Here is a 22,570-nt window from a genome sequence, read left to right as displayed (position 1 = left end):
GAACCGAACGGTCCTCGGTCTCGGTGCCGAGTCCACCCATGATGGACTCGAGTTGAAGTTCAGCGTTGTCGTACGTGCTGGTCATGATTGACCTTTCGGCGTCGGGCGGTTTCCCCTCCGGCTCGCCACGATCTGTGTCGTGGGGCCCGGCTGCGCCGCTGAAAAATCTAGTCTCTCCGGGGGCGGTCAGCTGGCGTGAAAATTCACGCCAACGCCGGCCAGCCTCGTCCGGAGAGAAGTGCAGTGTGCGTCAGGAACTCTTTTCCCTTGCACCACTAAAACTAGGAGCACTGCTTTGCAGGAACGTGCACCTGATGTGAAAGGTGCGTTACCAGTTGGTGGATGCTTGGTGGAACGCGCGCTGCTTAGTACCGCGGAGCCGCCGGGTACCAGGCTTCACCGTCAACATGGCGGCCGACGTTGGTGACCTCTTCGTATTCGAAGGCCTTGAACTCGTTGAAGAAGTCGGTCCAGTTTTCTCGGGTGATATCCGTGGCGATGCGATTGCCCAGACGGGAGATACCGGCGAAGATTCCGGAGAGCTGATTGCCGGCCACCCCGTGAGAGACCCGGGCTCCGGTAGACAAGTGGAACAGGCGCGGAATGTAGTCCGCTGCGGCTTCAGAAGCACCGTCCTTAGCCTGGAACTGGAAACCGTCACCGAGGTACGGACACTGACCCATCGCATGCTCCGCGGCGGGCTCATACTGATCTGACCACAGTGAAATGTCCGGGAGGAACTCCTGGAGCTCCGGGCGCAGCCCCAGATCCACGGCGTATCCGGTCGCAGAGATGACGAAGTCGCCGACGTGCTCGCGCCCCAGATCATCCACGATCACGACTTCCTGTCCGTCCTCGTCAGTGGTTCGGATCTCTGCTGATGCCCAGCGGACGTCTTTGACCAGGGAGAAATTGTCGTGAGCGAATGCGCGCCACACTGAGGCCTGCGTCGGTGGCTGCGGGAGGCCGCCGTTGAAGGCGGAGAATTCCCATTTTTCGTCGTCCGATAGGTCGTAGAAGTGCTCTTGCATGCCCGGAAACTCCATCCAGCGCAGGGAGTTCTGGCGGGGGATCTCGGTGCGTCGAATTTGCATCTCGACGCTCTCGGCTCCCTTTTCCAGTGCAGTCGACGCATTGTCGAAACCTGAGGCACCACCACCAAGGACGATTACTCGCTTACCTGCCAGAGCCTCGAAGTCGATGGAGTCCTCGGTGTGGGCGCGCATCTCTTCCGGCAGAGCCTGCACCAACGGCGGCAAATAGGTTCCGCCACCACCGGTCAATCCCATGGAGAAGATCACGCGACGTGCGCGGTACTCAGTCTCGCCGGATGGGCCGGTCGCGGTGACTACGAAGAAGCCGTCCTCTCCTGGCTGCTTCACGGAGGTGACGGTGGTGCCGAAGTCGATGTCGAGAAGCGTGGTTTTGCGGAACCACGTGAGGTATTCGTTCCAGTCCTCTCGCGGAACCAAGTCAGTGACTGCCCAGGCGTCCTTGCCGTACTTGGCCTCGAACCAACGCTCGGTATGCAGGGACGGGATGTCCAGCTCGATCCCCTTCATGTTCTTCGGGCTGCGCAGGGTGTGCATGCGGGCGTAGCGAGTCCAGCAACCGACCTCGTCCTCCGGACCAGCCTCGATGACCTTCACCGAGCCGACACGATGCCGGCTCAGCGCGAATGCAGCTCCAAGTCCAGCCTGACCGCCGCCGATGACCAGTACGTTGTAGGTGTCCGCGTCGGTCGGCGCAGGCACCCAATCGTGGTTGTGGCCGATGAGCGCCATATCTGCCCTGGCCTGCTCAGCCAGTGCCACCAGGTTCGCAGCAGACTCCTCAGCAGGCAGCGGCTCCGGGCGATTGCGTGCAGGGACCGTCGGATCGAATCCAATGGCTTCGGCCGTCTCGGTCGTGGTGATGGTGCTGGTCATGGTGGCACGTCCATTCGGGTCTTCAGGGGAGGTTTCCCTGAATTACCGTATGAATCAGGGGATTCGCGACAGGGTCATGCGGGTAAACAGCCTGTTTCTATTTTCCAGGCACTGGCCGCAGCGCGATAAATCACCGAAATACGCCTAGGTATCGCCGATGTGGGTTTACCAGAACGAGGCGATCTGGGAGGCGCCCATCTCAGTGAGTTCGCCCCAGACGCGGAAGCGGGCCAGGCCGCCGTCGGGATACACATTCAGGCGCACCGCGACGATCGGAGTACTCATACCGTCTTCGGTTTCAGAGGTGATCTGCAGGCGGTGACGGGTATCGGGGAGGACGGAGGTCTTAGCAAGCAGCGGGATCGTGGAGCCATCCGCTGTCACTCCAATGATGTCAATGTCACCAGGGGCGTTGAACACGAAGTAACTGGTGTCGACCTCGATCCAGCGGATTCGGCCTTCTGCAGCCAGACGGACGGTGAAGTAGTCCAGGGACGTACCGTCTGCGCCGGCTTCACGACGGCGGGCGTTCTCCCAGCCGCCGCCCATGTTGCGGGCCCGCCCCAGGCCGATGACCTGGTTGGGAGAGGAATAGAAAGTGTTTGAGCACTCGATGACACGGGCGCCGTTCTCCACGGAGGCCAGGTCAATGGTGCCGGCGAGGAAGGTCGGGTCCGGCGACGGGATGCCGTGGACGCGCAGGCGAGCGATACCGCCATCGGGAAGCATGTCCAGACGCACATGGGTGACCCGGCGGGTGGCGAACTCCTCGCTGATCTCGAAGTAGTGCTTGTGATTTCCTTGCGCAGGAGTTGGCTCGACGAGCGGGATCCAGCGGTCCTCGGGAAGGGCGGCGAGCTCCGCGCCGGTGAGGTACTCATCGCAGGTCAGTCCGTACACAGCTACCGCCGGCGGATAGTTGCCGGTGAACCAGGCAGTGTCCACAACGATGCCTTTGATATGGCCGGGAACGCCTAGCCGCACGATCGCCGAGTCATTGCCACCGATCTCCGCGTGGCGTCGACGACGCGTCTCCCACCCGTCATAGACCTTGCCCTTGTTGCCAAACGCAGCCGGATCGAACAGGGGCTCGTGCGGCATAATCAGGTTCTCGCGCTCGGCGAAAGCCTCATCGCTGGCCCACACAACTGATCCAGCCAGGTCGCGATTGGCCAGGTCAGGGAGGGTAAGGAAATCAGGGAGGGTGGCGGGGATGTCGGTCACTAGAGACTCCTCATAAGTAATGAAAGGGACAATCGGATGGGATCTATCGAACTGTAAAAGGCTGCGCAGTTCCTGGGAAAACCGATGAATCAGAAGCGTCTTCGCCCGTCAAGGGGCGGCGGTACACCAGCTCGCCTCCGACCCACGTGCGGGTAACGACGCCGGCAAGCGCGCGCTGAGCGTAGGCCGAGAGTTTGTTCTTCTGGTGGAGTTTCTCCGGAAGGACGACGAACGCATCATCCGCACTGATCGTGACTAGGTCGGCCCTTTTACCTGGGGAAATAGCTCCACGGTCATCGAGTCCTGTCCATGCGGCGGGGTTGGTGGACATCCAGGTGAGGACGTCGGGAAGCGAAAGACCGCGAACGCGGGCTTGAGACCAGATCACCGGTAACCCGAGCTGCACCGAACTGATGCCGCCCCACGCCTCACCAAATGAACCGCCGGTGCCACGCCCGTCCGCTCCCTCGCCGCCGAGGTCAGTACCCTTCGCTGCCAGCGCCGAAAACGCCGCCAGCTCACTGTCTTCACCGGCCTTGCGCTGCGATTCTGCGATCTCCTCGAAGCGCTTGAGCTCGGCGGTGCAGGGGGAGTGGTCCGAGACAACCATGTCGATTACGCCGTCAACGAGCCCCTTCCACAGCTGCTCTCGATTGCCGGCAGTGCGGATCGGTGGGCAGCACTTGAACTGCGTGGCACCGTTCTGAATCTCCTCGGCGAACAACGACAGGTAATGGGGGCAGGTCTCCGCGGTGATGCGGACGCCGCGGACCTTCGCCTCCTGAATCTGCGCCAGCGAATTGGAGTCGGACAGGTGCAGGATGTGGGCGCGACAGCCGGTGGCTTCAGATGACTCGATGACGCTCGCGATTGCCTTCGCCTCAGCGTCTGCTGGCCGAGAGGCAAGAAACGTTTCGTAGGTTTCGTCGATGCCACCGTCAGCATTCACTGCTGCTTCACCTGCTTCGATGGCGTCGGCGTCCTCAGCGTGGACGATGAGCAGGCCATCAAACTCGGCGATTTCCTCCATGGCGGCGTGGAGCTGCTTCTTGTTCAGCGGCGCGAACTCATCAACGCCCGAGTGCAGCAGGAAGCACTTGAATCCAAACACGCCGGCGTCCCATAGCGCCTTCAGATCTCCGGTGCCAAGGTTCTCGGGTACGGCGCCGCCCCAGAAACCGACGTTGACCCGGGCCTTGTCGCGGGCGACGTCCTGCTTCACTGCCAGCGCATCAACAGTCACCGTCGAGGGAATCGAATTCAGCGGCATATCCAGCAGCGTGGTCACTCCACCTGCGGCGGCGGCACGGGTGACTGAGGCGAAGCCCTCCCAGTCGGTACGGCCCGGCTCATTCACATGCACATGGGTATCGACCAGGCCTGGGATCAGAACCTCGTCAGAGGGGACGTCGATGATGTCGACATCGTTAGAAAGAGATTTTTGCTTTACGACGTCCACCTCCAACACCTCACCTACAACCTCCGTCACTCGCCCCTTATCGACGAAAACTGTTGCGGGACCATGAGTTGCGTCGACACCGTGGATTGCCTGGGTGGCGCGGAATACCTGCGTGGTCATTGATTCGGGGTCCTTCCGGTGAGGATGAGGGAATGCAGATCGTCGGGCCCGACGGTGGTGGTCGACAGTTCTACATCAGAGATGGCACCACAGGCGTGCGCTCGATTGAGGTAACCGGCGAGGGCCTTGGCAGTGGCGGGCTCGTCCATCCACTGGGAGGTATCCCCGTCCACGTAAGCGCGCAGACGCTCGGCGCTGGCTTCCCAATTGGAGCGGAAATACGCGACGGTCGCCAAATGTCGGGTAACTAGATGATTCGGATGCAGATCCCAGCCTTGCCGGATGCCACGGTGCAAATGACGATCGACTAAACGGAAGTGGTTACGCCAGCCCTCCAAGACCTGCTCTGGCGATCCGGTAGGGATGCGGTTGGTCGAACCATCGGAGAGCTCGACACCAATCGTTGAGGTTGCGACCTGAAGGATGTCCTTCGCGTGGTCGGCTACTGGGTGCTCCAGGGATTGGTCTGCGGCGTCAACGCCAAGAGAAGCGGAGTAGTCGTAGGTCCCGTAGTGCAGCGATAAGACTCGGTCTCGTCCAGCGGTGAGGATGCGGGTCGCTTCAGCGGAGCCATCAGAGCAGAGAATCGCCTGGGGAGTCTCGATCTGGATCTCAAACGGGATACGCGGCAGGTCAAGAGTCTTTTCGATCTGCTCCAGAGCCTCCACAAACGCGGCCACCTGCAGGTGGTGTTGGGCCTTTGGGAGGGTGATGCGCAGGGATCGAGGCCGAGATTCGAGCGCTTCCTGCAGGACACCGCGTGCAGCCAATTCGGTGAGGACAATGACCAAAGTGCGCAGGCCGCGGTTCCGCACCGACGGGTCGAAGGATTTGATCCGAATTCCCGTGAAACCCGGTGCGGTACCTGCGGATGCGGTCAGCCACTGCGCGAGAATTCCCGCTGACTCGACGGCCTTGGCATCCTCGTCAGCCTCACGGTCGACGAAGGCAATAGCGCGCTGAGTGAATCCGTCTTCAAAGTCGATCCGGAGGTCTTCGATCGGCTCAGTGCGCAGCTTGTCAGCGGCGCGCTCAGCGACTTCCCCGGCGATCTCCTCTGGAACTCCCAGCTGACCTGCGATCGATTCAAGAGCCCGCACTGGATCGTCCTCGCCGGTGGTGCCGGTGGCTGTCGCCACAGCAGTGGCGCCCCACTCTGACACCAGGCCGGCGCCCTCGCGCACCGCCTGATCTGCGGGTACGTACACGGTGTGGACTGGCTGCCGGGAGGACAAGGGAGAGGCCCATTCTCCGGTGACGCGGGGGTCAATGGTCGCTAGGGTCGCGTCCGCAACGGCACTCAATTGGCCGGTGAGAATATCCAGGTCCGGGCCTTTGGCCTCGAGCATCAGGTTCCTTTCGGGGTAGGAGAATTGCGAGGGCGCTGAGTCAGTTGATCTCGAGTTCCTCGAATCCCGTGAGCTTCTTGGGACTTCTCGGGGCGTAGGTGCCGACCCGGGAAGTGTGCAGTCCCTGGCGGATCAAGGACTCGGCGATTCCCACAGCAGCAGTCACACCATCGATGACCGGTGCTCCGAGCTTCTGCGTCAATTCCGGGGCGCGACCAGCCATGCCGCCGCAGCCCAGGCAAATCGACTCGGCGCCGTGTGTCAGGGCCTCAGCCGCCAGTTCAAGGATGAGATCGTCGGTCCGGTCTTGATCTTCCTCCAGCTCGAGTACCCCAAGGCCGGTTCCCTTCACCGACACACAACGGTCATATAATCCGGCCAACTCCAGTCGGCCGCGGATCATGGGGACGGTCCGATCCAGCGTCGTCACTACGGCGTACCTATCACCGACGGACATGGCAGCGAACGCGGCGGCTTCGGTGATGTCTACGACGGGGACGTCGATAAGCTCTTGCAACGCCTCACGTCCCTCGTCGCCATACCCCGCGATTATCCAGGCGCTGATGGGAGGTAAATCCGGCAGCGCCGGATCGAGCCCCTCACTGTGGCGGCGGTGAACAGCCAAAATGACGCCGACCTGAGATAGCGCTGCTTCAACGTGGGTCTCTACCGATTCCGGGCCGATAGTTGGGGTAACTCCCTCAATGACGGTGTCCGGAGCAGCGACGGCGGCAGCGGCGGTGACGATGGTGCCCGTCATCGACCGACTGGTGTTGACGTTGACAATTCCAATCACTGACACAGGGGAGTACTCCTCGGCTGGGGCGCTGACCGGACGAGCGAACTGTTAGCTGGGCAGGAGCAATGTAACCGACATTCGATTTCACATCGTCACCCCGGTCGTTACTTTCGGGTTAATAGCTTCTGGGCCAAATATGTGACGAGCCGCACACTTTTTGTGGATAATCGTTCGTCTATTGAGGTGAATCAGACAATAGTATGCGGAAACGATTGTTTCAGGTATGTGAGACAGCTGCTGGAAACAATTGCCTCACCGACAGGAAATCTGCGTTCCATAACTTCCTCTATATCCGCTGAATCGGGCGAGCATTCGCCCGTGTCAAAGGCGTCGACACAGGAGGAAGCATGGAACCGCCCACTGAGGGTAGATCGAGAAGTCGCCGTAAATTATGGGGATTCACTGCGGTGGTCTCCGCGTTCGGCCTAGTGCTCGCCTCCTGTGGTGGCGCGCGTGTTGGTGACGACCCGATTCAAGCGCAGTCCTGCGTAGACACCTCCGGTGACACGGTGAAGGTCGGATTCATCAACTCCCTGTCGGGAACCATGGCGATCAGTGAGACCACGGTCAACCAGTCGCTCAACATGGCGGCCGAGGAGATCAACAACTCCGGCGGAGTCATGGGAAAGAAGTTGGAGATCGTCGAGGAAGACGGAGCATCCGACCCCGCGATCTTCGCAGAGCGCGCCGCCCGCCTTATCGAAGTCGAATGTGTCGCTGCCGTCTTTGGTGGCTGGACCTCCGCTTCCCGCAAAGCGATGCTCCCGGTCTTCGAGAGCAACAACTCGCTGCTGTTTTACCCGGTCCAGTACGAGGGGCTCGAGGCCTCCCGCAATGTGTACTACACCGGCTCCACCACTAATCAGCAGATCGTCCCGGGTCTTGAGTACCTCAAGGACGAAGAGGGTGCGGATTCCATCTTCTTGCTCGGCAGTGACTACGTGTTCCCCCGCGCAGCGAACATGATCATCAAGCAGTGGGCCGAGGAAAATGACGTTGAGATCGTCGGCGAGGACTACACCCCGCTCGGATCCACCGACTTCACCACGATCGCCAACCGCGTCCGTGACTCAGGTGCAGACGCAGTATTCAACACCCTCAACGGTGACTCCAACGTCGCATTCTTCCGCCAGTACCGAAGCATGGGCATGACCCCGGAGACCACTCCCGTCTTGTCCGTCTCCCTCGCAGAAGAGGAAATCGGCGGCATCGGTGTGAATAACATCGGCGGGCAGCTCACGGCGTGGAATTACTACCAAAGCGTCGATACGCCCGAGAACCACGAATTCGTCGACCGTTTCAAGGACCGCTACGGCGAAGGCCGAGTCACCTCTGACCCGATGACCGCCGCGTACACCAGCCTCTATTTGTGGCGCGAAATGGTCGAAAAGGCCGGTTCTTTCGATGTCGACGAGGTCAGAGAAGCCGCCGACGGCGTCTCCTACGACGGACCAGAAGGCACCGTCACCGTCGATGGCTCCACCCACCACGTCACGCGCACCCCGCGCATCGGTCGGATTAACGAGGACGGACTCATCGACACCGTCTGGGAGGCCGATGAGCCTCTCACCCCGGACCCGTTCCTGGACAACTACGACTGGTCCGACATACCGCTCGACGCCCGCACGGGCATCGGCACCGGCGCCCTCAGGGAGGACTGACATGGACATCCTGACATCACAGTTGGTGGCAGGACTGAGCATTGGCTCCGTCCTCCTACTTGTGGCCATTGGCCTGTCCCTGACCTTCGGTCAGATGGGCGTGATCAATATGGCCCACGGCGAGTTCATCATGGTCGGCGCTTACACCGCGTACGTGGTGCAGAGCTTCCTCGGCTATGCAGGGCTCTCGCTTTTCATCTCTATCCCCGTCGCTTTCGTCATCGGCGGTCTGCTCGGTGTTCTCCTCGAACAGGTGCTCATCAGGAGGATGTATCACCGGCCACTGGACACGCTTCTAGCAACCTTCGGCGTCGGTCTGATCCTGCAGCAGCTCGCCCGTGACATCTTCGGCGCCCCCGCCGTGGACGTTCAGGCACCCACCTGGCTCCAAGGCAATATCGAATTCGCCGGTGCCGTTATTCCCACCTCGCGTCTTTTTATTCTGCTCGTGGTCATCATCGTTGTCGCAGGCCTGGGCCTATTCATGACGAAGACTCCAATGGGTCGCCGCATCCGCGCAGTCGTGCAGAATCGCGATCTCGCAGAGACCAACGGAATCAACACCCGTGCCACTGACCGCCTGACGTTCTTCGTCGGTTCCGGCCTCGCCGGCGTCGCTGGAGTCATGATCACCCTCATCGGTGCCACTGGCCCGACGATCGGCACTACCTACATCGTTGACGCCTTCCTTGTCGTCGCAGCCGGCGGAATCGGCCGCATCAAGGGCGCTGTCATTTCGGCGTTTGCACTGGGTCTTATCCAGGCGTTCGTCGAGTACTCCACCGGGGCGTCCATCGCGAAGTTCGTGGTTCTCGTCGCTGTGGTCGCATTCCTCCAGTTCCGTCCGCAGGGACTGTTCACCGTCAAGACCAGGAGCCTCGCATGAGTCCGTTGAAGACGAAAAACGCATCGCTTCCCGACGCCTCCCTCTCCACATCCCGCACCTCCACACCGGACTCCTCCAGTAGTCGGCTTCTCGGTCCAGGCTCCGTGATCGGTGCGCCCTCGCTCAAGAGCGTCGGCATCGGCATGATGCTGCTCGGCATTGCCCTGCTAGTGATTGCTCCGATCGTGCTGACCCCCTTCGGGCTGGGCCAGCTATCCCGCTTCATTTGTTATGCCATCGTTGCCGTGGGAATCGGCCTGGCCTGGGGTCGAGGCGGAATGCTCACCCTGGGACAGGGCGCGTTCTTCGGTATCGGTGCCTACGTCATGGCGATGCACATGCAGCTCGCCGACGCCGACATCGCCGGCACCGGAACCCCCACCTTCATGGCATTGACCGGCGCCACGGTTCCCGTGTGGTGGGAGCCTTTCCGCAGCCCGGTGTTCACTCTGGCCATGATCGTCGTGCTGCCGGCAGTGGTGAGTTTCCTTCTCGGCTACTCGATCTTCCGCCGACGTATCCGCGGCGCCTACTTCGCGATCCTCAACCAGGCACTGGTTGCAGCAGTTGTCGTCCTCCTTGTTGGACAGCAGGAAACCCTTGGCGGCTCCAATGGTCTCAGCGGATTCCAGTATTTCTTTGGATACGACCTCAACGACCCGGTCAACAAGCAGATGCTCTACTTCATCGCCGCTTCAGTGCTGCTTGCGATGATTGCGATCTCGTACTGGCTGATGCGGAGCAGGTACGGCGAACTCCTCGTCGCTACCCGTGATGCTGAAGAGCGCGTCCGATTCCTCGGCTATGACCCGGCGCTGATTAAGACCGCTGCCTACGTGATTGCCGCTGTGATGGCGGGAATCGCCGGCGCGCTGTTCGTACCGATCGTCGGCATCATTTCCCCGGCGGAAATCGGTGTCGTCCCCTCGATTGTCTTCGTCATCGCCGTCGCCGCAGGTGGCCGTGCCAGCCTCTTCGGTCCGGCTCTGGGAGCGCTTCTCCTCGGATGGGCTGAGTCGTTCCTCTCGGGCGTATTCCCCTCCGGCTGGTCCTACTTCCAAGGCATGTTGCTTGTCCTCGTCATCGCCCTCCTGCCGGGAGGCCTCGCTTCGTTGGCCAGCGTGCGCAAGTTCAGATCCGTGAAGAAAGAGTCGTCGAACAAAGAAGGAGCACAAGCATGAGCGGCCTCATCGCCACCGACCTGACCGTGAAGTTCGGCGAATTCACCGCCGTCGACAACGTCAGCTTCCACACCGACCCCGGCGAAGTTCACTTCCTCATCGGACCCAACGGCGCTGGTAAGACCACCTGCGTCGATGCCATCTCCGGCCTCGTCCCCGGCACCGGTTCCGTGACTCTTGATGGCCGCGAGATCCTCGGCACTCCGGTGCAGCAGATCGCCCGGATGGGCGTCGGCCGAACCTTCCAGACCGCCAGCGTCTTCGAAGCACTCTCTGTCCTGCAGAACCTCGACATCGCCTGCGGGATCCACCGCAAGAAGTCGGCGCTGTGGGGAGTGCGTCGCCACCTGGATCCCCGCATTGAGGAAGCGCTGGAACTCTCTGGCCTCACCGAGATCCGGAACCGCCGCGCGGGTGTCCTGTCCCACGGCCAGAAGCAGTGGCTGGAGATCGCCATGCTCCTGGTTCAGGACTCCAGAGCTTTGCTTCTCGACGAACCCGTCGCCGGCATGAGCCTCGACGAACGCGACGCCACCGGCGAACTTCTCCACCGTGTCTCCAAGGACCGGATGGTCCTCGTCGTCGAGCACGACATGGACTTCATGAGGAACTTCGCTAGCCGCGTGACTGTCCTCAACCGCGGCACGGTCTTGGCAGAAGGCTCCGTCGACGATGTTCAGCACCACAGCGAAGTCCAGAAGATCTACCTCGGTACCTCAGCTGCCTAAGACCAGCTGCCTAAGACCCCCCTTTCTCGCACCCCGAAGCACCACACCGGAAGGAACCGGACCAATGCTCACCATCGACTCAATCACCTCCGGCTACGGACAGACCAAGGTCGTCCATGACGTCAGCCTCACCGTCCCCGACGACGGAGTCGTTGCAGTCCTCGGACACAACGGCGCCGGCAAGACCACCTTGCTGCGCACCGCAGTCGGACTCATCAAGCCGACCTCGGGCACCATCACCTTTGACGGCGAGGACATCACCTCCCTTGCCCCTCATGCCCGCATCAAACGAGGAATGGCCTATGTTCCGCAGGGACAGAAGTCCTTCGAGCAGCTCTCCACCATGGAGAACCTCCAGGTTGTCGCCGAAGGTATCGGACGCCAGGCACGCGGACGCATCGATGAAGCTCTGGAGCGTTTCCCCGCCCTCGTGCCGTTCCTCGATCGTCAGGCGGGCCTCCTATCCGGCGGTCAGCGCCAGCAGCTTTCGATCGCCCGAGCACTGATCACACAGCCGAAGCTCCTGATCCTCGATGAACCTGCCGAAGGCATCCAGCCGAACGTCGTCGCCGAGATCCAACAAACCATCCGCGACCTGGCGAAGGAAGGCGTCGCCGTACTCCTGGTCGAGCAGCACATGGGATTCGCGCTGTCCGCCGCCAGTGAATACGCCGTGATGGCCTCCGGTCGAGTCATCCAACAGGGCGAGGGCGGAGCCACCCTGGTTCCGGATACTCCGGAGTCGATCACCTCCGGTGCCCATGACATGGAGGAAGTGGAGGAGAAGGTCCGGATGGCCTTGGCTATCTAATCCGCCCGGTACGGGCAATAGCCGAACCCCCGGCTTCCGAGAAATTTTCTCGGAGGTCGGGGGTCTGGAATGTGGAGGGAGACGTCGGGAAGCAGGGGTTAGTTGCTCTTCGCTTCCTCGACCTTTTCCTGCACTTGTTGCTTCCGTTTGTTGAATTTCTTCTTCAACGCATTCCAACCTGAGTTCTCACGTTTCTTCCGTTGAGTCTCAGGATCTGTGGCGACTTCAATATCGTCCATGGTGATTTCACCGGACCGAAGCCCGACCATCTCTGCGTGGTAGCGGAAAGCAACGGCGATCGTCGCAGCGACCGGGACCGCGAGGAATGCGCCGGTGATGCCGAAGAGGGTGGAACCGACGGTGACCGACAGCAGGACCATCGCAGCGTGGAGCTGCATTGCCTTGGACTGGAGCACCGGCTGGAGGACGTTGCCCTCGAGCTGCTGCACCGCGATGATCAGGACCAGCACCATGATCGCGTTGGTAAGGCCATTGCTGACCAGCGCAATAATGACGGCGAGCGAGCCGGCCGTGATCGCACCGACGATCGGGATGAAACCTGCGAAGAAGGTGAGGACCGCCAGAACGAAGGCGAGCGGAACTCCCAGGAGGACTAGGCCGAGTCCGATGAAGAAGGCATCGACGAACGAGACAACTGCCTGCGTGCGAATGAATCCACTGAGGGTGTTCCACATGCGGGTCAGCAGCTCGCTGATGTGCCAGCCGGCGGTGCGGCCGCTGTACTGACGGATCCACGGCAGGAACTTGTCGCCGTCCTTCAGGAAGAAGAACACCAGCACCAGCATGATGACTAGCGTCACGACCATCGACGTCGCGGCGCTGACACCGGTTACGACACCACCTGCGATGTCACCGGCTCTCTCCTGAATAAAGGTGGTGATCTCCTGGAGAGTCTCCTCCACCTGCGCCATCTCGATGTTGAACGGGAGCTGCTCGACTAGCTGGAAGAGCTCAGTTAAACCTTCCTGAGCCTGTTCGACTAGGTCGGATCCCTGAGAAGCGACGATCGGACCCATCGCAATGAAGGTTCCGCTGACGATGCCAAGGAACCCCAACAGCGTCACCGCAGCAGCCAACGCGGCGTTCACACCACGCTTTCGCATCGCAGCAGATACCGGCCAGAGCACTGTGGTGAGCAGCAGACCCAAGACCACTGGCAGGATGCCCTGCCAGAAGTAACCGATGATCCACAGAATCAGAGCGGCTCCGGAAAGGATAAGAATCATCCGGAGTGATGACGCGGCGAGTGCACGCGCGTCATAGCCGAGCACCGTCGCACGGTTGATTGGTTCGCTAGCGACCGGGGCGATGTCCGCGAATGACTGAGCCTCGTTGTCCAGTTCCGCGGGTGTTCTGCCCGGGTCATTCCCGGCGACTAGATCCGCCAGGTCTTTTTCGGAGCCAATGTGAGATTCGGCGCGTGAATCCTTGTCGTCCATGATCCAACTATGGCACAGAACGGGAGTTCTGGTTCAGGGGATTTTCAGGGTGTTGGACCGGTCCTCGGAATCGGCCCGGACATCGTTGACAATGGCGACGTTTCCCGTGGTTATCGGCGTGAATGTCCACTGAATTGTGTGGTGGCGTCAGTCACACAAGGGGTTTCCTGAATTGGCTGAGACCTATGGGGCGTCAGAGTGCGATGTTTCCATTGCATTTCGGCCGAGCTGATCGTGATAAACCGTTGTGAAATATGTCTGGCCGCTGACCACAACAACATTATTCAGCATTAACCTTGCTTAGGTTGGCCGTGCCGACACCGCACGTTGTTGCGTACCAAGATGGAAGGGACCCGCCGTGAATCTGACACCCCGGGAGCAGGAGAAGCTCATGATCTTCACGGCGGCTGAGGTCAGTCGCCGGAGGTTAGCTAGGGGAGTGAAGCTCAATCACCCGGAGGCCGTCGCGATCATCTCGGACGCAGTGATTGAAGCGGCCCGCGATGGACTGTCTGTCGCAGAGGCGATGCGGGTCGGCACAGAGGTCCTGTCACGGGACGACGTCATGGATGGCGTTCGGGAGATGCTCGACCTCATCCAAGTTGAGGTGACGTTCCCAGACGGCACGAAACTTGTCAGCGTCCACGATCCGATTGGTCAGTGAGGAGCACTATGACTTTCGATCCAGAGCTTTACCGCGTTGTTCTCTATGCGGGAACTGAGGTTCCGTTCCCGGATGAGTTGCAGGAGGAAGTCGGCTATTCGGTCGTCGTGAGGCCTCGTGAGCTCTCACTTCAGGTGGAAAAGGCGACGAAGGACCATAAGAGTCTTATCGTTGTTCCGGCCGGCACCGGACGAGATCTCACATCGGTGACGCAGGCCGCGCAGGCCTTGCAGTGGGCACAGCGGTTTGGCCATAAAGTCGCTCTAGCTCCCTCGCTTATCGACGCCACCCGCACCATCGCCGAGCTCCGCCGCCACTTGAGGGCTGCGGTCAAGAGTCATGACAGCGTGCTCTTCGTTGCACAGACCGTGGACCCGTTCGCAGACGCAGAATTGGTTCGCCGGATTCGCCTGGCCCGGCAGTTTTCCGAGCAGTTGCTTGTGGAGACCACATTTGAGGGATCGTGGCCGGAGCCGGAACGTGCAAAGGAGCGGCTGCGGTTGCTCGGTGCAGAAAACCCCGCCGTGATTCGTGCGGACCTGGGCGTGGAAAGCGGAGCAGTTCAGCTTTTCCGCAAGGGTGCGCTGGTGACAGCGTTGGAGGAAGCTACAAAGACTGCAGTCCATCGGCTGCGTGACCATGGAGACAATGGTGTCGCCGCTGGTCTGCTGGCCGACCACGGGCAGGGCTTCGCCCACTCGCACGGTGACGAGGACCATTCCCACGGGCACAGCCACTCCCACAGCCATGGTCACTCACACGGCCACACTCATTCGCACTAGAGCCAGGAGCATCCATCATGTCCGGATCGGCGACACGTTATGAGACACAAGCCGGGGAGATCGAGCTGAACCCAGGCCGGCGGACGGCGACGCTGCGGGTGTCCAACACCGGCGACCGGGCCGTGCAGGTTGGCTCGCACTATCACTTCTTTGAGGCCAACGCCGCCTTGGACTTCGACCGAGAGGCCGCCTGGGGAATGCACTTGTCAATCCCATCAGGGCTGGCAGTTCGGTTCGAGCCGGGCAACACCCAAGAGGTGGAGCTGGTGGACTTCGGTGGAAAGCGCATCCTCCATGGCTTCGCTGGCCTCGTGGAAGGTGCCCTCGACGACCCGGCGGTCAGGACCGCGGCGCTGCAGCGGCTGCCGGAGTTCCTGCGTAGCAATGACCCGCTGGACGACACTGAGCAGGAGAACGACAAGTGAGCACCATCGACCGGGGTAGGTATTCGGAGATTTATGGGCCGACGACGGGGGACGTCGTAAAGCTCGCGGACACCAACCTCCGCGTGCGCATCGAACATGACCACTTGGCGTCCGCATATGGCGATGAGTCGGTGTACGGCGGCGGCAAAGCAGTGCGCGATGGCATGGCGCAGGACCCGACGGCGCTGCCGGAGACCGGCGCCCTCGACACGGTCATCACCGGGGTCATTGTGCTGGACGCGGTCGCTGGCGTGGTCAAGGGTGACGTGGGAATTCGCGACGGCAAGATCGTCGGCATCGGCAAGGCTGGCAACCCGAATACTCAGGATGGTGTCGATCCGGACCTCATTATTGGCGTCGGCACCGAGGTCATTGCCGGTGAGCATCGCATTCTCACCGCCGGGGGTGTGGATACCCACATTCACTACATCACCCCGCAGCAGGCCGAACACGGTTTGGCTGGTGGCATCACCACTTTCTTCGGCGGTGGCACTGGCCCGGCCGAAGGGACTCTCGGAACCACCAGTACTCCGGGAGCTTCCTCGGTTCATTTCATGCTCAAGGCCGCTGAGGGAATGTCCGTCAACACGGGCTTTCTCGGCAAGGGGTCCGGCGCGCTGCCAGAGGCAGTTGATTCCCAGATTCTCGCCGGCGCTGCCGGGTTGAAGATCCACGAGGACTGGGGCGCGACCCCTGCGAATATTCGAAACGCCATGAACGTGTGCGATGAACGCGACGTCCAGCTCGCCATCCACACCGATACTCTGAACGAGGGCGGCTTCTTCGAGTCGACTATCCGCGCCTTCGACGGTCGGCCGGTCCATACCTTCCACTCGGAGGGCGCCGGCGGCGGCCACGCCCCGGACATCATTCGGGTCTCCGGGATGGAGAATGTTCTGCCGGCCTCGACGAATCCGACCCTGCCGTACACGGTCAACTCCGTTGAGGAACTTCTCGACATGGTGATGGTCTGCCATCACCTGTCGCACAACATCCCCGAGGATGTAGCTTTCGCCGATTCCCGGGTTCGTGTGGAGACCATCGCCGCTGAGACAGTGCTGCACGATATGGGTCTGATCAGTATTTTCAGTTCCGATTCGCAGGCAATGGGCCGCGTTGGCGAGTCCTGGATCCGCGCTTTCCAGACTGCCCACCACTGCCGCGAGCAGCTAGGCGAGCTCGAAGGCGACGACGGTGACGACAACAACCGTGTCCTCCGGTACGTGGCAAAGATGACCATTAACCCGGCCATCGCGCAGGGCATCGGCGACTACATCGGCACAATTGAACCCGGAAAGCTCGCTGACCTGGTGCTCTGGCCGATCGATTCGTTTGCCGCCAAGCCCCGCCTGGTTCTTCGCCAGGGGCGGATTTGTTTCGCCGCCATGGGTGATCCCAATGCATCGTTGTCCACACCTCAGCCGGTGTTCTATCGCGATCAGTTCGCTAACTTCGGCTCGGCTCTGACGGACACTCGCGTCACATTCATGTCGCAGGCCTCCATCGACGCCGGGGTTCCGGAGCAGCTCGGCTTGAAGTCAACGGTGCTGCCGGTGAAGAACTGCCGCAATATTGGCAAGAAGGACATGATCCGCAATGACCGGTTGGCGGACATCGAGGTCGACCCGGACACGTACGTGGTGCGCGTTGACGGCGAGGTCGCCACCATTGACCCAGCGTCTGAACTTCCGTTGGCCCAGCGCTACTTCATGTTCTGATCCATGGCCCATTCCTTCCTCCACGCCCTGACCTATGCGGATTCTGCGTATCCCTCGGGCCGCTACACCCTCTCGCATGGCTTGGAGGGCCTGATTCAGTCCGGCCGAGTGAAGGGTCTGGAGCAGTGCACCGAGGCGCTGCTGGATCATCTGCGGTTTATGGCCGCGCCAAGTGATGGGGTCGCCACGGCCGCGGCGGGGCTCGTGCAGAGCCTCGACGATCTCGTGGACATCGACCATGAACTCAGCGCTACGAAGGTCACCACTGAACTGCGCAAGGCCTCCACTCGTGTTGGTCGCCAGACGCTTATCGTCACAGGTCAGGTCGATGAGCTGATGGAGAAGAGCGAGAAAAACTCGCTTTACGACGCTTACCTCCACACCCTCAACTCCCGCCTTACCCCCGGCAACCAGGCAGTTGCAGTGGGTCTCGTCCATGCTCGAGGAGGGTTGGCTCCAGTTCAGGCGGTGGAGACGGAACTGCTGGGACTGGCAGTCGGCTGGTCCGGGGCGGCGCTGCGATTGCGACAATGCGATCACATTGGTGCGCAGTACATGATCACTCGGGCGCACCCAGCAATCACCGAACTGAGTCAGCAGTGCGTGGACACAGCAAACGAGATGATTGAGGCAGGGGATTGGTCCCTGCTGGGCCGGGCTGGGCCGGGAAGTGATCTGGCGTCGGCGGCGCACGAGACAGCGCCCGCGCGATTATTTATGAGTTAACAGAGCATGAGTTAGACGACATTTAGGAGACACCATGAGCAACCCCATCGCACCGCTGCGCATCGGCATCGGCGGACCGGTCGGATCAGGCAAGACCGCCTTGATCGAAGCACTGGTGCCGCTATTTGTGAACCAAGGCCGTCAGGTCGGAGTCATTACCAATGACATTTATACGCAGGAAGATGCGCTGCATGTGCGTCGGGAGTTGGACGGGATTCTCGCCCCAGAGCGAATCGTCGGCGTTGAGACCGGCTCGTGCCCGCACACCGCCGTGCGGGATGACCCGACCATGAATCTCATGGCGGCCGCAGACCTCGTCGACGAGCACCCAGAGATCGACACGATTTTCTTTGAGTCCGGTGGCGACAACCTCACCCTCACCTTCTCCCCGGCGCTGGCAGACGTGTTCGTCTTTGTCCTGGATACTGCCGAAGGCCAGAAGATGCCGAAGAAGCGTGGACCCGGAACGACAGAATCGGACATCTTGGTGATCAACAAGATCGACATCGCGAAGTACGTTCGCTGCGATGTCGACATCATGTACGCCGACGCCGTCGATGTTCGCTCCGGAGGCCCCGTCATCCTCACCGACTGCCTGGAAGGGATCGGTATCGAGGACCTTCGTGAACAGCTAGAGACGTTCCGGAAGTGACAGTTTCACTACCGAGCTCTTTACTGACCTCACCACCGTTGAGCCGGATCCCCTCTGAGGTGCGGAGGTATGTGGGAGAGGGGGACGTCGGGAAGCGAACTGGAACGATCCCCGTTGGCTTTCCCGGAAAGGTCGGGATTGCCGACCTCACCCTGGCGCCCGATGAGCGCGCAGCGGACCGGCAGACTGGGTTTGTCGACCGGTTTATCAAGGCGCCGATGTACGTGTCCCGGCCGCTGTATATCGATGCCGGTGACACTGGTGAGGCGTTTGTCTACCTGCGCAGCACCGGTGGCGGACTGGCTGCGAACGATCGGGTTCGGCAGAAACTGACGTGTGAGCCTGGCGCGCGGGCGACGATCACCACGCAGGCGGCGACACCTGTGCAAAGAATGGACGAAGGTCTGGCGATTCAGTGGACCACCCTGGATGTGCGGGCGGGCGCCATCTGCGAATACCTGCCGGGTCAGACGATTCTGTTTGGTGGGTCGAGACTGCTGCAGATCACCGATGCGGTTGTCGAGCCGGGAGGCGCTCTGCTGGCTGCTGATGTCATGCTGACCGGGCGATTGGCGAGGGGTGAGAGGAACCAGTTCGATGCCCTCAGCCAGGTCTGGACCATTCGCCAACCCCGGCATGGTCGGTCCATTCCGCTGCTATCGGACACTTTGTGTGTGACGGGCGAGGGAGCGCAGAGCCAGATGCTCCTGTCGAAGTACGCCGTGTGGGGCACGGTGCTGGCGGTACCTCCGGAGAAGTCCATGGTCCCCAGGATCGTCGAGGAGCTGCGGATAGAGGTGGGACGGATGCCAGGCGGCGCCGATATCGAGATTGGTGTTTCCACGCTGGTGGAGGACTATGGCGTGATGGTCCGCATCGCAGGCAATGACCCGGTCGACGTGGAGACGGCAGTGCGGCGCTCATATAGCCTGATCAGGAAGGCAGTGGTGGGACGGGCCGCCATCGATCTGCGTCGGATGTAAGGGGGCCACCCATGGCAGACACCGAAATCGCACTCACGGAGAGTGAGATCTGGGATCGGATCGACGTCCTCCTGCATTTGGGCAGAGCCCATCTGGAATCAGGGGTCTCTGCGCATGAAGTCATCTCTGCGGTGACCGACAGCGGTGCCGGGCTCGGGCTGCCAGGCCTGAATGTGACGGTGGTTGGCACCGTGCTGCAGGTCGAACACGTCACCGAGGATCTCCGGTCGATGAACCGAAGCCTCCGATCCACGCCGACGGACACCATTCACTGTGAGCGGATGTACCGCTTGAGCCGCACTGTCGCGCAGATCAGGGCTGGCGAGCTGACGGTTGCAGAGGCACGAGCCTCAACCGAGGCGGATTCGCAGCCGCTGGTCTCCTTCTGGTGGACGCTCACCGGAGCGGCGTTCCTCGGGTTCTGCATTGGATTGCACGTCGGAGGTGGTTTTCTCACGGCGGTGTGTGCAGGGGCGACGTTCTTCGCGTCGACTGCAGCTGGACGGGTTGCAGCGAGAATCGGACTGACCCGCCTATACGCGGTGGTCCTGCAGACCATGTTCAGCGGTGCTATCGCTGGCGTGTTGGTGCTGACTGGGGTGTTGTCGCCGTCGTTTGCTGTCGGGGTCATGGCGGTGTCGTGGGTCCTATCAGTGCTGTATCCAGCTCTGATCGGCGTGGTGGTGGACTTCGTGAACTCGGACCATTTAGCGGCGGTTGCCAAGATGGCGCAGTTGGTGCTGGTCGTCGGTGGCATCGTCGTCGGCGCGGTGATCACGTTTGCACTGAAGGACGTGGTGCTGGCGGGCCCGTGGATCAAATCGACATCCCGACTTTGTCCATTGCGGTCGGCATAGTGTTGTCAACGCTCGCGGCAGTGTCGAACGCGATGGCCAAGTCCGGAGGGATGGGTTTGCTCCTGCCGGCGGCCATCGTGGGCCTGCTCACCGCGTGCTGCAATCAAGCGTTGATCAACTTCGCCGGAATTCAGGCGGTGTGGGCGGCAGGACTTTCCGCAGTCGTTCTCGGTATCGGCACTGCACTGTGGAGTAGGTTCTCCGATTACTCGGCGACGATCCTGTCCGTCATGGGAATTATGGGCGCCCTATTGCCTGTCATGTACGTGTACGAGGGCCTGGATCAGGCGATGTTCTATGAGACTGGCCAGCACCTGCTGCTGCAGGCGACGGGCATGATCATGATGGTCGGCATTGGAGTAGTCGCCGGTTTCCAGGTGACCAGATTTATCCCGCACCGCTCCCGCCGCAGTAGCGGGACTGCAGCCAATTACTGAAGGGCAGAGGTCAGCCGCATGACTGACTCGGAGTACTTACGGAAGATCGAGCGCTTCTTCCACTGCGCGGCATCGAGCTCCTTGCTCTTGTCCCGATAGGTGGTGACCACGTCGCGCACCTGGGTGACGATGTCTCCGCCGTAGGACAGCAGACTTACTTCATAGTTGAGTCCGAAGGAGCGCATGTCCATGTTGGAGGAGCCCAAGACCGCGTACTTGTCGTCGACAACGAAGCACTTGGTGTGCAACACCTGCGGCTTCGGGTACATGAAAATGCGAACCCCAGCCTCGAGCAGCGCCTGGTAGTACGAGGACTGAGCGCGATCGACCATGTACTGGTCCGCCTGCTCACTGACGTACAGCTCCACGTCCACTCCGCGGTTGGCAGCAGTAATGACAGCGGCGAGTAGGGACTCGTCGGGGACGAAGTAGGGGCTGACGATGGAAATACGCTTACGCGCCATGTACATCATCGAGGTAAACACGCGGAGATTCGGATCGGTACGGAAACCGGGACCAGAGGGGATGATCTGGCAGAGGTTCACCGCGGCATTGTCCTCCGGAGGCGAGGAGTGGACGGACTCCAGCACGTGTGAATCCAGCCGCTGATTCTCTGTCGATAGCCTGCGGTACGCGTGAATGTCAGTGATCTCGCCACATTCGCTGTACCAGTCCACCGCGAAGATTGACTCAAGGGAGGACACGATCGGACCGCTCAGTTCGATGGAGATGTCGTTCCAGTGGCGGCCGATGGCCGCGTTCTTCTCGGAGCCGTAGGCGGAATCCACGAGGTTCTGCGAACCCATCACGGCGTACATGCCGTCGACGACCATGAGCTTTCGGTGATTACGCAGATCTGGCCGACGCATCTTGCCCTGTAGCGGCAGGAAGGGCAGCATCAGATGCCACTCGATTCCAACCGAGGACATCCAGCGCAGGAACTCGCGGAAACCGTCGTACTTGCGAGAACCAATGTGGTCGAGCAAGACACGGACCTTCACACCTCGCTTAACGGCCGCCTCCATCGACCTGAGGAACTCAACGGTCGTCTTGTCCCGGACGGTGATGTAGAACTCCAGGTGAACCGTTTCTTCGGCGTCATTGACCAGGGCAGTCATCCGTTTGATGCTGGCCTCATAATCCATCTCCACGCCACCGTTGTAGCCGTGGACCATAGGCAGTGCAGTCAGGGAACGAGACAGCCGGACGATGTTCTCCAGCGGCTCCGGGACATCCTCATCCGTGGGGATGTTCGCCAAACCCTCGGTACCGAGCTGAAGCAGCTCGTTCGCCTCGGCCTGGATTTTCGAGCGGCGGGCCGAGTTGTACGGGCTCCCGATGGTCAAGAACGCCGGCACTCCGACGGCCGGGAAAAACAAGATCAACAGCAGCCACGCTGTGGACGACGACGGACGGCGGTTCTCCGGCACGATGCCGATGGCCAGAATTTTAACAATGTATTCCAATACCACGATGACACCGGACGACTTCAGCATCTTGAAGGGCAACTTACGCATGAGATCCTTATCCGTACGAGAGGGGTGACCTGGGGTACCTACCGAAGCCATGGTCCTCTGATCTACCTGAAGAGGTGCTCACCTGGGAATATCTGGAGGCTCGTAATTCAGGAACAACTAATTGCGCCTGCCCTCGAAGGGACCACCACAAAAGAGGCAGAAAACAATTGCGCCGGCTGACCGGCCCAGGCAAGGGACGATCA

At 61.0% G+C, this 22,570-nt stretch carries 21 protein-coding genes; 14 read left to right on the top strand and 7 right to left on the bottom strand.

Translation table 11 applies throughout. The features are described from left to right. Positions 1-365: 365 nt before the first annotated feature. The 5 genes from YWU_RS0104835 to YWU_RS0104815 all read right to left on the bottom strand — a co-directional run bounded on the left by YWU_RS0104835 (position 366) and on the right by YWU_RS0104815 (position 6,882). Entirely contained in the window at positions 366-1,928 is a 1,563-nt protein-coding gene (locus tag YWU_RS0104835) for an NAD(P)-binding domain-containing protein (protein WP_051260047.1), read from the bottom strand. 165 nt (positions 1,929-2,093) lie between these two features. Then, positions 2,094-3,152, bottom strand: a complete 1,059-nt coding sequence (gene alc / locus YWU_RS0104830) for an allantoicase (protein WP_027019572.1) — start codon at positions 3,150-3,152, stop codon at positions 2,094-2,096. Between the two features lie 43 nt (positions 3,153-3,195). Continuing rightward, a complete protein-coding gene (allB, locus tag YWU_RS0104825) occupies positions 3,196-4,731 on the bottom strand; it encodes an allantoinase AllB (RefSeq protein WP_027019571.1) in 1,536 nt (511 codons plus the stop codon). After that, entirely contained in the window at positions 4,728-6,080 is a 1,353-nt protein-coding gene (locus tag YWU_RS15245; protein ID WP_051260046.1) for a DUF6986 family protein, read from the bottom strand. The genes allB and YWU_RS15245 overlap by 4 nt, the downstream gene beginning before the upstream one ends. A gap of 40 nt (positions 6,081-6,120) precedes the next feature. Continuing rightward, positions 6,121-6,882, bottom strand: coding sequence for an aspartate/glutamate racemase family protein (locus YWU_RS0104815; RefSeq protein ID WP_276201916.1), 762 nt, complete (start codon positions 6,880-6,882; stop codon positions 6,121-6,123). A gap of 344 nt (positions 6,883-7,226) precedes the next feature. Between YWU_RS0104815 and urtA the strand changes: the two genes are divergently transcribed. The 5 genes from urtA (at position 7,227) to urtE (ending at position 12,146) form a co-directional block, all read left to right on the top strand. After that, entirely contained in the window at positions 7,227-8,540 is a 1,314-nt protein-coding gene (urtA, locus tag YWU_RS15240; RefSeq protein WP_051260045.1) for an urea ABC transporter substrate-binding protein, read from the top strand. 1 nt (position 8,541) lies between these two features. Then, a complete protein-coding gene (urtB, locus tag YWU_RS0104805; protein WP_027019569.1) occupies positions 8,542-9,426 on the top strand; it encodes an urea ABC transporter permease subunit UrtB in 885 nt (294 codons plus the stop codon). Between the two features lie 143 nt (positions 9,427-9,569). After that, positions 9,570-10,607 (top strand): urea ABC transporter permease subunit UrtC, encoded by a 1,038-nt coding sequence (gene urtC / locus YWU_RS0104800; RefSeq protein WP_169718882.1) that lies wholly within the window; start codon positions 9,570-9,572, stop codon positions 10,605-10,607. After that, entirely contained in the window at positions 10,604-11,335 is a 732-nt protein-coding gene (locus YWU_RS0104795) for an ABC transporter ATP-binding protein (RefSeq protein ID WP_027019567.1), read from the top strand. Before urtC ends, YWU_RS0104795 begins: the two co-directional genes overlap by 4 nt. Positions 11,336-11,399: 64 nt before the next feature. Then, positions 11,400-12,146, top strand: a complete 747-nt coding sequence (gene urtE / locus YWU_RS15235) for an urea ABC transporter ATP-binding subunit UrtE (RefSeq protein ID WP_084141788.1) — start codon at positions 11,400-11,402, stop codon at positions 12,144-12,146. Between the two features lie 98 nt (positions 12,147-12,244). On the opposite strand, the gene YWU_RS15230 is transcribed toward urtE, so the two are convergent. Beyond that, complete coding sequence (locus YWU_RS15230) at positions 12,245-13,606, bottom strand: AI-2E family transporter (RefSeq protein WP_084141785.1); 1,362 nt, start codon at positions 13,604-13,606, stop codon at positions 12,245-12,247. A 358-nt stretch (positions 13,607-13,964) separates the two neighbouring features. Here YWU_RS15230 and YWU_RS0104780 point away from each other — a divergent pair, with 358 nt between their 5' ends. The 9 genes from YWU_RS0104780 to YWU_RS0104740 all read left to right on the top strand — a co-directional run bounded on the left by YWU_RS0104780 (position 13,965) and on the right by YWU_RS0104740 (position 20,850). After that, positions 13,965-14,270: an urease subunit gamma gene (locus YWU_RS0104780; RefSeq protein WP_027019566.1), complete on the top strand. Its 306-nt coding sequence runs from the start codon at positions 13,965-13,967 to the stop codon at positions 14,268-14,270. Between the two features lie 8 nt (positions 14,271-14,278). Next, a complete protein-coding gene (locus YWU_RS0104775; protein WP_027019565.1) occupies positions 14,279-15,052 on the top strand; it encodes a type IV pilus inner membrane component PilO in 774 nt (257 codons plus the stop codon). Positions 15,053-15,069: 17 nt separating this feature from the next. Then, positions 15,070-15,477: an urease subunit beta gene (locus YWU_RS0104770; protein WP_034647124.1), complete on the top strand. Its 408-nt coding sequence runs from the start codon at positions 15,070-15,072 to the stop codon at positions 15,475-15,477. Continuing rightward, the gene (gene ureC / locus YWU_RS0104765; RefSeq protein WP_027019563.1) at positions 15,474-17,195 is read left to right on the top strand and encodes an urease subunit alpha; all 1,722 of its coding nucleotides are present in this window, start codon (positions 15,474-15,476) and stop codon (positions 17,193-17,195) included. Before YWU_RS0104770 ends, ureC begins: the two co-directional genes overlap by 4 nt. 3 nt (positions 17,196-17,198) lie before the next feature. Next, positions 17,199-17,921: an urease accessory protein UreF gene (locus tag YWU_RS0104760; protein WP_034647122.1), complete on the top strand. Its 723-nt coding sequence runs from the start codon at positions 17,199-17,201 to the stop codon at positions 17,919-17,921. A gap of 34 nt (positions 17,922-17,955) precedes the next feature. Then, positions 17,956-18,573, top strand: coding sequence for an urease accessory protein UreG (gene ureG / locus YWU_RS0104755; RefSeq protein ID WP_027019561.1), 618 nt, complete (start codon positions 17,956-17,958; stop codon positions 18,571-18,573). Between the two features lie 71 nt (positions 18,574-18,644). Then, a complete protein-coding gene (locus tag YWU_RS15225; protein ID WP_051260044.1) occupies positions 18,645-19,556 on the top strand; it encodes an urease accessory protein UreD in 912 nt (303 codons plus the stop codon). A gap of 11 nt (positions 19,557-19,567) precedes the next feature. Then, positions 19,568-20,413, top strand: a complete 846-nt coding sequence (locus tag YWU_RS0104745) for a threonine/serine exporter family protein (RefSeq protein WP_027019560.1) — start codon at positions 19,568-19,570, stop codon at positions 20,411-20,413. A gap of 20 nt (positions 20,414-20,433) precedes the next feature. Next, positions 20,434-20,850 (top strand): threonine/serine exporter family protein, encoded by a 417-nt coding sequence (locus tag YWU_RS0104740; protein WP_156892718.1) that lies wholly within the window; start codon positions 20,434-20,436, stop codon positions 20,848-20,850. On the opposite strand, the gene cls is transcribed toward YWU_RS0104740, so the two are convergent. Next, complete coding sequence (gene cls / locus YWU_RS0104735; protein ID WP_034647119.1) at positions 20,844-22,367, bottom strand: cardiolipin synthase; 1,524 nt, start codon at positions 22,365-22,367, stop codon at positions 20,844-20,846. The two genes, YWU_RS0104740 and cls, sit on opposite strands and share 7 nt — an antisense overlap. Between the last annotated feature and the right edge of the window lie 203 nt (positions 22,368-22,570).

It is taken from the genome of Corynebacterium sputi DSM 45148, assembly GCF_000427865.1.
Taxonomy (GTDB): Bacteria; Actinomycetota; Actinomycetes; order Mycobacteriales; family Mycobacteriaceae; genus Corynebacterium; species Corynebacterium sputi.
Note: the sequence above shows the minus strand (reverse complement) of the source record. Positions and strands in the feature narration are given on the sequence as shown.

Excerpts from the sequence above, each read along its gene's own strand:
- YWU_RS0104835 (WP_051260047.1), bottom strand. The coding sequence starts at position 1,928 with ATGACCAGCACCATCACCACGACCGAGACGGCCGAAGCCATTGGATTC.
- YWU_RS15245 (WP_051260046.1), bottom strand. The coding sequence starts at position 6,080 with ATGCTCGAGGCCAAAGGCCCGGACCTGGATATTCTCACCGGCCAATTG.
- YWU_RS0104760 (WP_034647122.1), top strand. The coding sequence starts at position 17,199 with ATGGCCCATTCCTTCCTCCACGCCCTGACCTATGCGGATTCTGCGTAT.
- urtC (WP_169718882.1), top strand. The coding sequence starts at position 9,570 with ATGATGCTGCTCGGCATTGCCCTGCTAGTGATTGCTCCGATCGTGCTG.
- urtA (WP_051260045.1), top strand. The coding sequence starts at position 7,227 with ATGGAACCGCCCACTGAGGGTAGATCGAGAAGTCGCCGTAAATTATGG.
- YWU_RS0104775 (WP_027019565.1), top strand. The coding sequence starts at position 14,279 with ATGACTTTCGATCCAGAGCTTTACCGCGTTGTTCTCTATGCGGGAACT.
- YWU_RS0104745 (WP_027019560.1), top strand. The coding sequence starts at position 19,568 with ATGGCAGACACCGAAATCGCACTCACGGAGAGTGAGATCTGGGATCGG.
- urtB (WP_027019569.1), top strand. The coding sequence starts at position 8,542 with ATGGACATCCTGACATCACAGTTGGTGGCAGGACTGAGCATTGGCTCC.
- YWU_RS0104795 (WP_027019567.1), top strand. The coding sequence starts at position 10,604 with ATGAGCGGCCTCATCGCCACCGACCTGACCGTGAAGTTCGGCGAATTC.
- cls (WP_034647119.1), bottom strand. The coding sequence starts at position 22,367 with ATGCGTAAGTTGCCCTTCAAGATGCTGAAGTCGTCCGGTGTCATCGTG.
- ureG (WP_027019561.1), top strand. The coding sequence starts at position 17,956 with ATGAGCAACCCCATCGCACCGCTGCGCATCGGCATCGGCGGACCGGTC.
- YWU_RS15230 (WP_084141785.1), bottom strand. The coding sequence starts at position 13,606 with ATGGACGACAAGGATTCACGCGCCGAATCTCACATTGGCTCCGAAAAA.
- YWU_RS0104770 (WP_034647124.1), top strand. The coding sequence starts at position 15,070 with ATGTCCGGATCGGCGACACGTTATGAGACACAAGCCGGGGAGATCGAG.
- allB (WP_027019571.1), bottom strand. The coding sequence starts at position 4,731 with ATGACCACGCAGGTATTCCGCGCCACCCAGGCAATCCACGGTGTCGAC.
- urtE (WP_084141788.1), top strand. The coding sequence starts at position 11,400 with ATGCTCACCATCGACTCAATCACCTCCGGCTACGGACAGACCAAGGTC.